This window comes from Escherichia sp. E2562 (genome assembly GCF_005781075.1).
GTDB lineage: Bacteria > Pseudomonadota > Gammaproteobacteria > Enterobacterales > Enterobacteriaceae > Escherichia.
On sequence record NZ_VATM01000017.1, the window covers coordinates 1 to 14464 of the forward strand.

The window sequence follows — 14464 nt, forward strand, 5'->3', positions numbered from 1 at the left end:
TGCCAGGCATCAAATAAAACGAAAGGCCCAGTCGGAAGACTGGGCCTTTTTGCGTTGATGCAGAAAAAAATGCCGGATGCGACGCTGGCGCGTCTTATCCAACCTACTCTTGCTTATCCGTCCTACTTTTGCATCCACTCCACCACAAAATCAGCCAGCCCCTCAATATCATTAATATCCAGTAACGCGACATCAAGATTAAGAGGCACATCACTGGCTACAGCAATAACATGTCTGTCTATCACTAATTCTTCTGGTCGATGTCCGGCACCATCGCGAAACAACACAATCTTCGCGATCTCTTCATGCTTGAACCCTTCAACCAGAATCAGATCCAGCTTTGAGGTATCCATGCGACTTGCAAGAAAATTCAGATCCAACGCTTCTTCGTCTGGCGTCTCCGTTATTAGCGCCCAACGCTGCTGGCTGGCAACGATGGTTTGCGCCGCGCCAGCCTTGCGCAGCTCATAGCTATCTTTGCCCGGTTTATCGACATCCATATCATGATGCGTATGTTTAATCAGCCCCGGGCGGATCCCTCTGGCGCATAATACCGGGATAAGTTTTTTCAACAGCGTCGTTTTTCCGGTGCCGCTCCACGCGGCAAAGGCGAGTAGCGGTATCATTGTTTTTCCTGCCATCGGGCAAGCTCCTCTGGCGTATTCACGTTCACAAATGCTTCTTTACGGTCGCTAAAATCAACCGCGTGACCGCCAGCAAGATTCATAAATGCCATTACCCGGCGTTCTCCTGCTTGCAGATATTCCTGCAACAACGGCTCAATAGCGCGATTTACCAGAGCAATAGTTGGATGATCGCGTTCACCGTCATGGACCCACACAACAGGTGCATCTTTGCGCTGATGATTAAGCCGGGAGACTAAATCCTGGGGAATATAAGGCGTATCGCACGGACAAAACAGAAACCACTCACCTGCTTCCTGCTGCATTACCGAAAGCATTCCCGCCAGCGGGCCAGGATAATCCGCCAGTGAATCCGCTATTACTTTCAGACCACTTGCCTGATAGATTTCCTGATGACGATTGGCATTAACCACGACGTGAGACAGCTGCGTCATAAGCGCGTCAGCGACATGTTGCCATAATGGTTTGCCGTTTAATTCAAGCAATCCTTTATCTACGCCGCCCATTCGTCTGGCTTTACCGCCCGCCAGTATAACGCCTGTTATCGTCGTCATCAGATTCACCGATATCGCCTCTTTTATTGTGGGATTGACCCTGCTAACGTGTCTGTCTCAAGAGTAAGGAGCATTACTATGAAATGTAAACGTCTGAATGAAGTTATTGAACTCCTCCAGCCAGCCTGGCAAAAAGAGCCAGACCTTAACCTGCTGCAATTTTTGCAGAAACTGGCGAAAGAGTCAGGTTTTGACGGCGATCTGGCGGATTTGACGGATGACATTCTGATCTATCACCTGAAAATGCGCGATTCCGCGAAAGATGCGGTGATCCCAGGGCTGCAGAAAGATTATGAAGAAGATTTCAAAACGGCGCTATTACGTGCGCGTGGCGTAATTAAAGAGTAAAAGCTTGTAAGCGCTACCAACAAAATCATTGTGAAATGATATCCTTCATCATTCGTAATGTTTTCCGGATGATGGGATGAACAACAGCGCTTTTACTTTCCAGACACTACACCCGGATACCATCATGGACGCTCTGTTTGAGCATGGGATCCGGGTGGATTCCGGTCTTACCCCGCTTAACAGCTATGAAAACCGTGTCTATCAATTTCAGGACGAAGATCGTCGGCGTTTTGTCGTCAAATTTTATCGCCCTGAACGTTGGACAGCAGATCAAATCCTCGAAGAGCATCAATTTGCGCTGCAACTGGTAAACGACGAAGTTCCTGTCGCGGCCCCTTTGGCTTTTAACGGCCAGAACTTATTGATTCATCAGGGATTTTATTTCGCCGTTTTCCCAAGCGTCGGTGGTCGTCAGTTCGAAGCCGATAATATTGATCAGATGGAAGCGGTTGGGCGCTATTTAGGGCGCATGCACCAGACGGGGCGCAAACAGCTTTTTATCCATCGCCCGACCATCGGTCTGAATGAATATCTCATTGAACCACGCAAGCTGTTTGAAAATGCTACGCTGATACCTTCTGGGCTGAAAGCGGCCTTCCTTAAGGCAACGGATGAGCTTATTACCGCCGTTACAGCACACTGGCGGGAGGACTTCACCGTTCTGCGATTACATGGTGACTGCCATGCCGGAAATATTCTCTGGCGCGATGGTCCAATGTTTGTCGATCTGGATGATGCGCGTAATGGCCCTGCAATTCAGGACCTGTGGATGTTGCTGAATGGCGATAAAGCTGAGCAGCGGATGCAGTTAGAAACTATTATTGAAGCTTATGAAGAATTTAGCGAGTTCGACACCGCTGAAATCGGACTGATTGAACCTTTACGCGCCATGCGTTTGGTTTATTATCTTGCCTGGCTAATGCGGCGTTGGGCTGATCCCGCGTTCCCGAAAAATTTCCCGTGGTTAACCGGGGAAGATTACTGGCTGCGACAGACGGCGACTTTTATAGAACAGGCAAAAGTTCTACAAGAACCCCCTTTGCAATTAACACCTATGTATTAATCGGAGAGAGTAGATCATGAAAAAGATTTGGCTGGCGCTGGCTGGTTTGGTTTTAGCGTTTAGCGCATCGGCGGCGCAGTATGAAGATGGTAAACAATACACCACGCTGGAAAAGCCGGTTGCTGGCGCGCCGCAAGTGCTGGAGTTTTTCTCTTTCTTCTGCCCACACTGCTATCAGTTTGAAGAAGTTCTGCATATTTCTGAGAATGTGAAGAAAAAACTGCCGGAAGGTGTGAAGATGACTAAATACCACGTCAACTTCATGGGCGGGGAGCTGGGGCAATCTCTGACACAAGCGTGGGCTGTGGCGATGGCGCTGGGTGTAGAAGATAAAGTGACTGTACCACTGTTTGAAGGCGTACAGAAAACACAGACCATTCGCTCTACGGCCGACATTCGTGATGTCTTCATCAACGCAGGTATTAAAGGCGAAGAGTATGATGCAGCATGGAACAGCTTTGTTGTTAAATCTCTGGTCGCACAGCAAGAAAAAGCGGCTGCAGATGTACAATTGCGTGGCGTTCCAGCGATGTTTGTTAACGGTAAATATCAGCTGAATCCGCAGGGTATGGATACCAGCAATATGGATGTTTTTGTTCAGCAGTATGCCGATACAGTAAAATATCTGTCTGAGAAAAAATAATTTATTGTAACTTACATAAAGCCCGTGAATATTCACGGGCTTTTTTATTGTTTAATCAATATAAATACTTTCTGATAATTCACCTCGTTTCTGGACATTTTAATATCAAGCGCGGATATTAAAAGTTTTGCTGTTTTATCAGGGAATAATAGATATGATACGTAAGTCAGCCACAGGTGTTATTGTTGCATTAGCCATTATCTGGGGCGGTGGAACATGGTATGAAGGGACTCAAATCCAGTCTGGCGTCGAAAAATTTATTAAAGATTTTAACGACAGTAAAAAGAAGGGAGAGCATGCCTATGATATGACTGCCAGCTATAAAAACTTTGACAAAGGTTTTTTTAGTTCTCATTTTCAAATGCTTATTACCTTTGATAAAGGTGCGCCAGATCTCAATATCAAGCCAGGACAAGGTATTGCATTTGATGTGGATGTCGATCATGGCCCCTTGCCGCTATCAATGTTAAAAAGTGGCAATATCTTACCTGCTATGGCGGCAGCAAAAGTTAAATTAGTCAATAATGAACTGACACAACCGCTATTTATTGCCGCAAAAGATAGAGCGCCCGTCGAAGCAACATTGCGATTCGCCTTTGGCGGTTCTTTCTCTACAACTCTGGACGTTGCCCCAGCAGAGTATGGAAAACTCTCCTTTGGTGAAGGTCAGTTTACTTTTAATGGTGATGACAGTTCATTGTCTAATCTCGATGTTGAAGGCAAAGTCGAAGATATTGTTCTGGAATTATCGCCAATGAATAAAGTCACGGCGAAAAGTTTTACCATTAATTCTCTGACGCGATTAGAAGAAAAGAAATTTCCGGTTGGTGAAAGCGAGTCGAAATTTAATCAGATTAGCATTGTCAATCACGGTAACGAAGTTGCCAAACTCGACGCTTTCGTCGCGAAAACCACACTAGAGCGCGTAAAAGATAAAGATCATATCAATGTCAATCTGAGTTACGAAATTGATAAGTTAACAAAAGGGAATCAGCAACTCGGTAGCGGTCAATGGTCATTGATTGCTGAATCTATTGATCCCTTAGCAGTTCGCCAGTTTATCATCCAGTACAACATTGCGACGCAGAAGCAACTTGCAGCACACCCTGAGTTAGCAAATGATGAAGATGCACTGGAAGCAATGAATACGGCATTGTTCAAAGAGTATTTACCGTTATTACAAAAAAGTGAGCCGATCATTAAACTACCTGTAAGCTGGAAGAACGCTGTCGGTGAACTAAATGCTAATCTGGATATTAGTATTGCCGAACCAGCCCAATCGTCATCATCCACAAACAAAGATATTAAATCTTTCAATCTGGATATGAATGTACCGATTAATGTCGTCACTGAAATAGCTAAACAGATTAATTTATCTGAAGGAATGGATGCTGAAAAAGCTCAAAAGCTGGCTGATAAACAAATCGGCGGAATGGCAACATTAGGTAAGATGTTTCAGTTAATCACAATTGACAACAATATCGCCTCGCTGCAACTGCATTATTTGCCAGGTAAAGTTGTTTTTAACGGGCAGGAGATGAGCGAAGAAGAGTTTATGTCTCGTGCCGGACGTTTAGTGCATTAAAATGATAACTCGCCTCTGCTAATACGGAGGCGAGTTATAACTACTTATCCTGATGCCGTGATGACATCAGTGAAGTCAGAAGTCGGTCTTTTTCCTGCCACAGTGTGTTCAGCCACTGCTGAAAATGACGTTTGAAGCTTTTGTCATTGATATAGTCGCCATGCAACTCTTCAGCAATAGGTTGTAAATCCACATGCACGACAATCCGCGTCAGTTTGCCACTTAACATATCGAAGAATGGCTGGCGGTTATTGTCCGGATAACACAGCGTAACATTGAGTAGTTTATCGAATTGTTTACCCAGCACATTCAGCGTCATCGCGATACCGGCGGCTTTGGGAGGCAGGAGATTTTTAAATGTCGAGTGGGTTTGCTGGTGTTTCTGTTCAGTAAAACGGGAGCCTTCAACAAAATTCACAATCGTGGTGGGATGCAGGCGAAACTTTTCGCAAGATCGGCGAGTGGTTTCAACATCTTTACCGCGCCGTTCCGGATGACGTATCAAATAAGCGCGGGAATAGCGCTTCATAAATGGCATATCCAGCGCCCAGCATGCCAGGCCCAGGAAAGGCACCCAGGCCAGTTGCTGCTTGAGAAAATATTTGTTCATTGGAATATGCTTACGAAACAACACGCACAGTACAACAATATCAGCCCAACTGCGGTGGTTACAAATAAGCAGATACCAGTTCTTCTTACTTAGCCCTTCCAGTCCGCGAACTTCCCATTGCAGGTGTGGGTTAAGGTGCAGTAATAGCGCTAATCCTTCACACCAGCAATACATCATAAAATCACAAAAAAGCGATACCTTTCGCCAAATCACTGGCACAGGTAACAATAGTTTTACGATCCCGGCAATGATGATCGGGACAGAACAAAAAATGGTGACCAAAATGGTCAATACGATACTCACCAAAAGTGTTATCGCAGCGAGTATTCTCGTCATAATTAAATTATTCAAAAGGTTAGCCATAGACAGTGCGCTAAAGAAGCGCAAGGCGCAGATTTTAGCAGAAAACGGCCCAAATAACGGATGATCCTTAAATAGAAAAATAATTCATATCTATCCACATTAGAAAAAATCCCTATTACTCAATCACCAGCAATGCTTTTATTTTTAACTTTATGAAAAACAACAACAAACATAATGCTGTAACAAGCATGATAATAAATTAAAAGTGATGTAAATAATTTATACACAAAGTTATCCACATGACGATTTGCGAGCGATCCACAAGATCTACAAAAGATTTTCACGAAAAGCGGTGAAAAACTCATGTTTTCATCCTGTCTGTGGCATCCTTTACCCATAATCTGATAAACAGGCACGGACATTATGGTTCAGATCCCCCAAAACCCACTTATCCTTGTAGATGGTTCATCTTATCTTTATCGCGCATATCACGCGTTTCCGCCGCTGACTAACAGCGCAGGCGAGCCAACCGGTGCGATGTACGGTGTCCTCAACATGCTGCGTAGTCTGATCATGCAATACCAACCGACGCATGCAGCGGTGGTCTTTGACGCCAAGGGAAAAACCTTTCGTGATGAACTGTTTGAACATTACAAATCACATCGCCCGCCAATGCCGGACGATTTGCGCGCGCAGATCGAACCCCTGCACACAATGGTAAAAGCGATGGGGCTGCCTCTGCTGGCCGTTTCTGGCGTAGAAGCAGACGACGTTATTGGTACTCTGGCACGTGAAGCAGAAAAAGCTGGGCGTCCGGTATTGATCAGCACCGGTGATAAAGATATGGCGCAGCTGGTGACGCCAAATATTACGCTTATCAATACCATGACGAATACCATCCTCGGCCCGGAAGAGGTGGTGAATAAGTACGGCGTACCGCCAGAACTGATCATCGACTTCCTCGCGCTGATGGGCGACTCCTCTGATAACATTCCTGGCGTACCGGGCGTCGGCGAAAAAACCGCACAGGCACTGCTACAAGGTCTTGGCGGCCTGGATACGCTGTATGCCGAGCCGGAAAAAATTGCTGGATTGAGCTTCCGCGGCGCGAAAACAATGGCGGCGAAGCTTGAGCAAAATAAAGAGGTGGCCTATCTCTCTTACCAGCTGGCGACGATTAAAACCGACGTTGAACTGGAACTGACCTGCGAACAACTGGAAGTACAACAACCGGCGGCTGAAGAGTTGTTGGGGCTGTTCAAAAAGTATGAGTTCAAGCGTTGGACTGCTGATGTCGAAGCGGGCAAATGGTTACAGGCCAAAGGGGCAAAACCAGCCGCGAAGCCGCAGGAAACCATTGTTGTCGACGAAACACCCGAAGTGACTGCAACAGCGATTTCTTACGATAACTACGTCACTATTCTGGACGAAGAAACTCTAAAAGCATGGATTACGAAGCTGGAAAAAGCGCCTGTATTTGCGTTTGATACCGAAACCGACAGCCTCGATAACATCTCCGCCAACCTGGTAGGGCTTTCTTTTGCTATCGAACCTGGCGTAGCGGCCTATATTCCGGTTGCTCATGATTATCTTGATGCGCCCGATCAGATCTCCCGCGAGCGCGCACTCGAGCTGCTAAAACCGCTGCTGGAAGATGAAAAGGCGCTGAAGGTCGGGCAAAACCTGAAATACGATCGCGGTATTCTGGCAAATTACGGCATTGAGCTGCGGGGGATTGCGTTTGATACCATGCTCGAGTCCTACATTCTCAACAGCGTTGCCGGTCGTCACGATATGGACAGCCTCGCGGAACGTTGGTTGAAGCACAAAACCATCACTTTTGAAGAGATTGCTGGTAAAGGCAAAAATCAACTGACCTTTAACCAGATTGCCCTAGAAGAGGCCGGACGTTACGCCGCTGAAGATGCAGATGTCACCTTGCAGCTGCATCTGAAAATGTGGCCGGATCTGCAAAAACACAAAGGGCCACTGAACGTCTTCGAAAACATCGAAATGCCGCTGGTGCCGGTGCTTTCACGCATCGAACGCAACGGTGTGAAGATCGACCCGAAAGTTCTGCACAATCATTCTGAAGAGCTCACCTTGCGTCTGGCTGAGCTGGAAAAGAAAGCGCATGAAATTGCAGGTGAAGAATTTAACCTTTCTTCCACCAAGCAACTGCAAACTATTCTTTTTGAAAAACAGGGTATTAAGCCGCTGAAGAAAACGCCGGGTGGTGCGCCTTCAACGTCAGAAGAGGTACTGGAAGAGCTGGCGCTGGACTACCCGCTGCCAAAAGTGATTCTGGAGTACCGTGGCCTGGCGAAGCTGAAATCGACCTACACCGACAAGCTGCCGCTGATGATCAACCCGAAAACCGGGCGCGTGCATACATCCTATCACCAGGCAGTAACTGCGACGGGGCGTTTATCCTCAACCGATCCTAACCTGCAAAACATTCCGGTGCGTAACGAAGAAGGCCGCCGTATCCGCCAGGCGTTTATTGCGCCGCAGGATTATGTGATTGTCTCGGCGGACTACTCGCAGATTGAACTGCGCATCATGGCGCATCTTTCACGAGACAAAGGCTTGCTGACCGCATTTGCAGAAGGAAAAGATATCCACCGGGCAACGGCGGCAGAAGTGTTTGGTTTGCCACTGGAAACCGTCACCAGCGAACAACGCCGTAGCGCGAAAGCGATCAACTTTGGTCTGATTTATGGCATGAGTGCTTTTGGTCTGGCACGGCAATTGAACATTCCACGTAAAGAAGCACAGAAGTACATGGACCTTTACTTCGAACGTTACCCAGGCGTACTGGAGTATATGGAACGCACTCGTGCTCAGGCGAAAGAGCAGGGATACGTTGAAACCCTGGACGGACGTCGCCTCTATCTGCCGGATATCAAATCCAGCAACGGTGCGCGTCGTGCCGCGGCTGAACGTGCAGCCATTAACGCACCAATGCAGGGAACCGCTGCGGATATCATCAAACGGGCGATGATTGCCGTTGATGCCTGGCTACAGGAAGAGCAACCGCGCGTGCGCATGATCATGCAGGTACACGATGAACTGGTGTTTGAAGTTCATAAAGATGATGTCGATGCGGTAGCGAAGAAGATCCATCAGTTGATGGAAAACTGTACCCGCCTGGATGTGCCTTTGCTGGTGGAAGTGGGTAGTGGCGAAAACTGGGATCAGGCGCACTAAGATTTGCCTTAACAAGCCTTTTTTTCGTAACTAAGCAACATAACCAGCCACGATTTGTGATGGGTATTAGAAAATCCTATGCAACAACTGAAAAAAAATTACAAAAAGTGCTTTCTGAACTGAACAAAAAAGAGTAAAGTTAGTCGCGTAGGGTACAGAGGTAAGATGTTCTATCTTTCAGACCTTTTACTTCACGTAATCGGATTTGGCTGAATTTTTTAGCCGCCCCAGTCAGTAATGACTGGGGCGTTTTTTATTGTGCGAAAGAAAAGATCCGTATTGCCGGATACATTGTGCTTAACAGGCCTACGGTAGAAAATAGCTCATTGAATTTGCATGATTTTATGTGCCAGATACGCGATATCCGGCACATGCATAAGGGCTAGAAAATTATTCGCCGTCCTGCGTTTCTTCTACAGGCTGCATCTCGCTGAACCAGGTATCCAGTTTCTGGCGAAGCTTATCCACGCCTTGCTTCTTCAGAGAAGAGAATGTCTCTACCTGCACATCACCGTTAAACGCCAGCACTGCTTCACGCACCATATTCAATTGCGCTTTACGTGCACCGCTCGCCAGTTTGTCCGCTTTGGTCAGCAACACCAGTACGGCGATATTGCTGTCCACCGCCCACTCAATCATCTGCTGGTCGAGATCTTTCAGCGGATGGCGAATATCCATCAGCACGACCAGGCCTTGTAGACTCTGACGTTTTTCGAGGTACTCACCGAGCGCGCGCTGCCATTTGCGCTTCATCTCTTCAGGAACTTCCGCGTAGCCATAGCCAGGCAAGTCGACCAGACGTTTGCCCTCAGCCACTTCAAACAGGTTGATAAGCTGGGTACGTCCTGGTGTTTTCGAGGTACGCGCCAGGCTTTTCTGGTTAGTCAGCGTGTTCAGCGCGCTGGATTTACCTGCGTTGGAACGGCCTGCAAAAGCCACTTCGATCCCGGTATCGGAAGGTAAGTGGCGAATATCAGGCGCACTCATCACAAAATGCGTCTGTTGATAATTCAAATTAGTCAAAGCGGTCGTCTCCGTCAGTCAAAGCTTTGTGGCGATTATACCTGAACCACAATAAAAGACGGATTTTTCGGCGTGAACGGTGTAAGTAAATACCATGTACTTTGTGAGACATTGCCGATTGTTTTTATGCGAAATCGAAGAGAAATTTCTGCGACACATGTCAAATAGGCTAAATAAATCATGTGATTAGTTTTATACAATAATCTGAAAATGAGTAAATACTGATGATAGTTTATTGTTTGTTTAACACAGAAGCGTAAAGTAGCACCCATAGAGCGAGGACGCTAACAGGAACAATGACTCAGGATGAGGGTCAGGAGCGCCAGGAGGCGAAGACAGAGGATTGTCAGGAAGACAAACGTCCGGAGACGTCACTAAAGGGAAATGGAATCAACACGGAATGTTCCGGCTAATGGAAAAACAGGGTGTGTTGGCGGCCTGCAAGGATTGTAAGACCCGTTAAGGGTTGTGAGTCAGGAAAAAAGGCGACAGAGTAATCTGTCGCCTTTTTTCTTTGCTTGCTTTCTGTTAGATTCCGCCGCAAATCTATACTAAATAAAACGGCTAAAAGACGAATTGATATGAAACCATCATCTTCAAACTCACGCAGCAAAGGTCATGCAAAAGCGCGTCGTAAAACCCGCGAAGAGCTGAATCAGGAAGCTCGTGATCGCAAGCGCCAGAAAAAACGCCGTGGTCATGCACCAGGCAGCCGCGCAGCGGGCGGTAGCGCTACTTCGGGTAGCAAGGGCCAGAATGCACCGAAAGATCCACGTATTGGCAGTAAAACCCCTATTCCATTGGGCGTGACTGAAAAAGTCACCAAACAGCACAAACCGAAGAGTGAGAAACCTATGCTTTCACCGCAGGCGGAGTTGGAGTTACTGGAGACAGATGAGCGTCTGGATGCGCTGCTGGAACGTCTGGAAGCAGGCGAAACCCTGAGTGCCGAAGAGCAATCCTGGGTAGATGCCAAGCTGGATCGTATTGATGAGCTGATGCAGAAACTTGGCCTCTCTTATGACGACGACGAAGAAGAGGAAGAAGACGAGAAGCAAGAAGACATGATGCGTCTGCTGCGGGGCAACTAACGGATTGCCTGCGTGGGCCTTCCCGTTCTGCTGATAACCCTTCCGGTTATATGTTATCTGGTGTGGTTATTCGTTAAACTACAGCGGTTGTCGCGGCGACAAAAGTGGCTGCGCAACCGGCTGATGACCCGAAACGGGCATCCGCCGGTACGCCGTAGCCGCCAGAGACGCCATCGGAAGGAGTGAGCATGTCTGTACAGCAAATCGACTGGGACCTGGCCCTGATCCAGAAATATAACTATTCCGGGCCACGATACACCTCGTACCCGACCGCGCTGGAGTTTTCAGAAGACTTCGGCGAACAGGCGTTTTTACAAGCCGTGGCGCGCTACCCTGAGCGTCCCTTATCTCTCTACGTACATATTCCGTTCTGCCATAAACTTTGCTACTTCTGCGGTTGCAACAAGATTGTGACTCGTCAGCAGCACAAGGCCGACCAGTATCTGGACGTGCTTGAGCAAGAAATCGTCCATCGTGCACCGCTTTTTGCCGGGCGCAAGGTGAGCCAGCTGCACTGGGGCGGTGGAACGCCAACATACCTGAATAAAGCGCAAATCAGCCGCCTGATGAAGCTGTTGCGCGAAAACTTCCAGTTCAATGCCGATGCGGAAATCTCGATCGAAGTCGATCCGCGCGAAATCGAACTGGATGTACTCGATCATTTACGCGCGGAAGGCTTTAACCGCCTGAGCATGGGCGTGCAGGACTTCAACAAAGAAGTACAGCGTCTGGTTAACCGCGAGCAGGATGAAGAGTTCATCTTTGCGCTGCTTAACCATGCGCGTGAGATTGGCTTTACCTCCACCAACATTGACCTGATTTACGGCCTGCCGAAACAGACGCCGGAGAGTTTCGCCTTTACCCTGAAACGCGTGGCGGAACTGAACCCTGACCGTCTGAGCGTCTTTAACTACGCGCATCTGCCAACTATTTTTGCCGCCCAGCGCAAAATCAAAGATGCTGACTTGCCGAGTCCGCAACAAAAACTCGATATTCTGCAGGAAACCATCGCCTTCCTGACACAATCGGGCTATCAGTTTATCGGTATGGATCACTTTGCCCGCCCGGATGACGAGCTGGCGGTGGCCCAACGTGAAGGCGTGCTGCATCGTAACTTCCAGGGCTACACCACCCAGGGCGATACCGATCTGCTTGGGATGGGCGTTTCCGCCATCAGCATGATTGGTGACTGCTACGCGCAGAACCAGAAAGAGTTGAAGCAGTACTATCAGCAAGTGGATGAACAAGGCAATGCGCTGTGGCGTGGTATTGCACTAACGCGCGATGACTGTATTCGCCGCGATGTGATTAAGTCGCTCATCTGCAACTTCCGTCTGGATTACGCCCCCATTGAGCAACAGTGGGATTTGCACTTCGCTGATTACTTTGCGGAAGATCTCAAGCTGCTCGCCCCATTAGCAGAAGACGGGCTGGTGGATGTGGATGAGAAAGGGATTCAGGTGACGGCTAAAGGTCGCTTGCTGATCCGCAACATTTGCATGTGCTTTGATACTTATCTGCGCCAGAAAGCGCGAATGCAGCAGTTCTCACGGGTGATTTAAATAGTGAATGGCGCTTCGTTGACAAAGTAGAAAACGAAAGCGCCATCAATGTGCTGAGAACAAGATTGCCTGATGCGCTACGCTTATCTGGCCTGCAAAACCTGTTGAAATTATTGCTTTTGTAGGCCGAATAAGGCGTTCACGCCGCACCCGGCATGAACAAAGAGCACTTCATCAGCAATCTGAAACTCAGCTAAACAGCCCAATCATTGCGGCACACAGCACAGCAGCAACGGCAGTTTGCGGCGTGTGGCTGTTAACTGCGCCACTTGATAGCAGATTAATTATTGATTCCAGCATAATGACACTCCCCCCGTTTTTCGGGCATGATCATACTGAACTTACCGGAACAGTAAAGCGCAAAATAACAGCAATTTGCGCTCAATAATCAATCTTTACATGGCGAGCCTGAATCACTCCATTCCAAGCTCTTTTAACTTACGCGTCAGGGTGTTACGCCCCCAGCCAAGTAAGCGCGCTGCTTCCTGTTTATGTCCCTGCGTATGTCGCAACGCGGTAGTCAGTAACGTCCGCTCCAACTCTGGTTGCGCTTCAGACAGCAAGTTTTGATGACCGGAACGTAGCGCCCGATCTGCCCACTGTGCTAACAGCGTTGCCCAACTGTCCGGCTGCATTTGTGAAGTGCTTTCCGGTACGGTTGATTCAAACAGTTCGCCAGGCAAATCCTGAATCAACACTTCCTGTCCGGCAGCCATTACCGTTAGCCATCGGCAGGTGTTTTCCAGCTGGCGCACGTTGCCTGGCCACGCCAGACGCGTCAGAGCGGCTTCAGTTTCTGGATGCAGCAACTTTGCTTCTACGCCCAGCTCGCGAGCGGCAACTTGTAAAAAATGGCGTGCCAGACGGGGAATATCTTCCCGACGCTCACGCAGCGGCGGCAGATGAACACGGATAACGTTCAGGCGGTGGAACAAATCCTCACGGAACTTGCCTTCCTGCACCCGCTGTTCGAGATTCTGGTGAGTGGCAGCGATAATCCGCACATCCACTTTCACCGGCGCATAGCCGCCAACGCGATAAAACTGACCGTCTGCCAGCACGCGCAGCAAACGCGTCTGCACATCCAGCGGCATATCGCCAATTTCATCGAGGAATAATGTGCCGCCATCGGCCTGTTCAAAACGCCCCTGACGAATGGTATTCGCGCCGGTAAACGCGCCTTTTTCGTGACCGAACAGTTCTGATTCGATCAAATCCTTCGGGATAGCCGCCATATTGAGCGCGATAAACGGCGCTTTGGCGCGCGGGCTGTGGCGATGCAGGGCATGAGCGACCAGTTCTTTACCGGTGCCGGATTCGCCATTAATCAGCACGCTAATCGAAGAACGCGAAAGCCGACCGATAATCCGGAACACGTCCTGCATGGCTGGCGCTTCGCCGATGATATCGGTCGTTGGGCCGTTAAGCTGAACATTACGCGGCTGCTGCTGTTCCTGGTAATGACTGATGGCGCGCTCAACCAGCGCCACGGCTTCGTCGATATCAAACGGTTTAGGCAGATAATCAAACGCCCCTTGCTGATAGGCGCTAACGGCGGCATCCAGATCTGAATGTGCGGTCATAATGATGACCGGAAGCATCGGATGGCGCTGTTTAATCTGCTTGAGCAGCGCCAGCCCGTCCATTCCCGGCATACGGATATCCGACAGCAGTACATCCGGCGTTTTGCTCGCCAGTGCTTCCAGCACCTCCGCGCCGTTCTCAAACGTCGTACAGGTTAAACCCGCCCCAGCGAGCGCACGTTCAAGCACCCAACGGATGGAACTATCGTCATCGACTACCCAGACTATCCCTCGTTGCATAAACG

13 protein-coding genes and 1 pseudogene are annotated in these 14464 nt (G+C 48.6%); 8 read left to right on the forward strand and 6 right to left on the reverse strand.

Translation table 11 applies throughout. The features are described from left to right. Positions 1-122: 122 nt before the first annotated feature. The gene (gene mobB / locus FEK43_RS18645; protein ID WP_130209950.1) at positions 123-641 is read right to left on the reverse strand and encodes a molybdopterin-guanine dinucleotide biosynthesis protein MobB; all 519 of its coding nucleotides are present in this window, start codon (positions 639-641) and stop codon (positions 123-125) included. Continuing rightward, on the reverse strand, positions 623-1207 hold the full coding sequence (gene mobA / locus FEK43_RS18650) for a molybdenum cofactor guanylyltransferase MobA (protein ID WP_130209952.1): 585 nt from the start codon (positions 1205-1207) through the stop codon (positions 623-625). Before mobA ends, mobB begins: the two co-directional genes overlap by 19 nt. A gap of 69 nt (positions 1208-1276) precedes the next feature. Between mobA and FEK43_RS18655 the strand changes: the two genes are divergently transcribed. The 4 genes from FEK43_RS18655 (at position 1277) to FEK43_RS18670 (ending at position 4837) form a co-directional block, all read left to right on the forward strand. Then, entirely contained in the window at positions 1277-1546 is a 270-nt protein-coding gene (locus FEK43_RS18655) for a YihD family protein (RefSeq protein WP_064528003.1), read from the forward strand. A gap of 76 nt (positions 1547-1622) precedes the next feature. Continuing rightward, entirely contained in the window at positions 1623-2609 is a 987-nt protein-coding gene (gene srkA, locus FEK43_RS18660) for a stress response kinase SrkA (RefSeq protein WP_130209956.1), read from the forward strand. A gap of 16 nt (positions 2610-2625) precedes the next feature. After that, positions 2626-3252, forward strand: coding sequence for a thiol:disulfide interchange protein DsbA (dsbA, locus tag FEK43_RS18665; protein ID WP_064527999.1), 627 nt, complete (start codon positions 2626-2628; stop codon positions 3250-3252). Between the two features lie 154 nt (positions 3253-3406). Beyond that, on the forward strand, positions 3407-4837 hold the full coding sequence (locus FEK43_RS18670) for a DUF945 family protein (RefSeq protein ID WP_138158687.1): 1431 nt from the start codon (positions 3407-3409) through the stop codon (positions 4835-4837). A gap of 40 nt (positions 4838-4877) precedes the next feature. Here the strand turns inward: FEK43_RS18670 and FEK43_RS18675 are convergent, their stop codons facing one another. Then, a complete protein-coding gene (locus FEK43_RS18675; protein ID WP_135408313.1) occupies positions 4878-5810 on the reverse strand; it encodes an acyltransferase in 933 nt (310 codons plus the stop codon). Positions 5811-6173: 363 nt separating this feature from the next. Between FEK43_RS18675 and polA the strand changes: the two genes are divergently transcribed. Continuing rightward, entirely contained in the window at positions 6174-8960 is a 2787-nt protein-coding gene (polA, locus tag FEK43_RS18685) for a DNA polymerase I (protein WP_130209966.1), read from the forward strand. Positions 8961-9350: 390 nt separating this feature from the next. Here the strand turns inward: polA and yihA are convergent, their stop codons facing one another. Beyond that, positions 9351-9983, reverse strand: coding sequence for a ribosome biogenesis GTP-binding protein YihA/YsxC (gene yihA, locus FEK43_RS18690; RefSeq protein ID WP_130209968.1), 633 nt, complete (start codon positions 9981-9983; stop codon positions 9351-9353). 296 nt (positions 9984-10279) lie between these two features. Between yihA and FEK43_RS18695 the strand changes: the two are divergent. The 3 genes and pseudogenes from FEK43_RS18695 (at position 10280) to hemN (ending at position 12636) form a co-directional block, all read left to right on the forward strand. Next, positions 10280-10446: pseudogene (locus tag FEK43_RS18695) on the forward strand (hypothetical protein). A gap of 118 nt (positions 10447-10564) precedes the next feature. Then, positions 10565-11074 (forward strand): Der GTPase-activating protein YihI, encoded by a 510-nt coding sequence (gene yihI / locus FEK43_RS18705; RefSeq protein ID WP_130209972.1) that lies wholly within the window; start codon positions 10565-10567, stop codon positions 11072-11074. A 188-nt stretch (positions 11075-11262) separates the two neighbouring features. Continuing rightward, complete coding sequence (gene hemN / locus FEK43_RS18710) at positions 11263-12636, forward strand: oxygen-independent coproporphyrinogen III oxidase (RefSeq protein WP_130209974.1); 1374 nt, start codon at positions 11263-11265, stop codon at positions 12634-12636. A gap of 189 nt (positions 12637-12825) precedes the next feature. On the opposite strand, the gene FEK43_RS18715 is transcribed toward hemN, so the two are convergent. Together FEK43_RS18715 and glnG are read right to left on the reverse strand one after the other, a co-directional pair. Further along, positions 12826-12936 (reverse strand): YshB family small membrane protein, encoded by a 111-nt coding sequence (locus tag FEK43_RS18715; RefSeq protein WP_064527982.1) that lies wholly within the window; start codon positions 12934-12936, stop codon positions 12826-12828. Positions 12937-13049: 113 nt separating this feature from the next. Continuing rightward, entirely contained in the window at positions 13050-14459 is a 1410-nt protein-coding gene (gene glnG / locus FEK43_RS18720) for a nitrogen regulation protein NR(I) (protein ID WP_088563506.1), read from the reverse strand. Positions 14460-14464 lie beyond the last annotated feature (5 nt).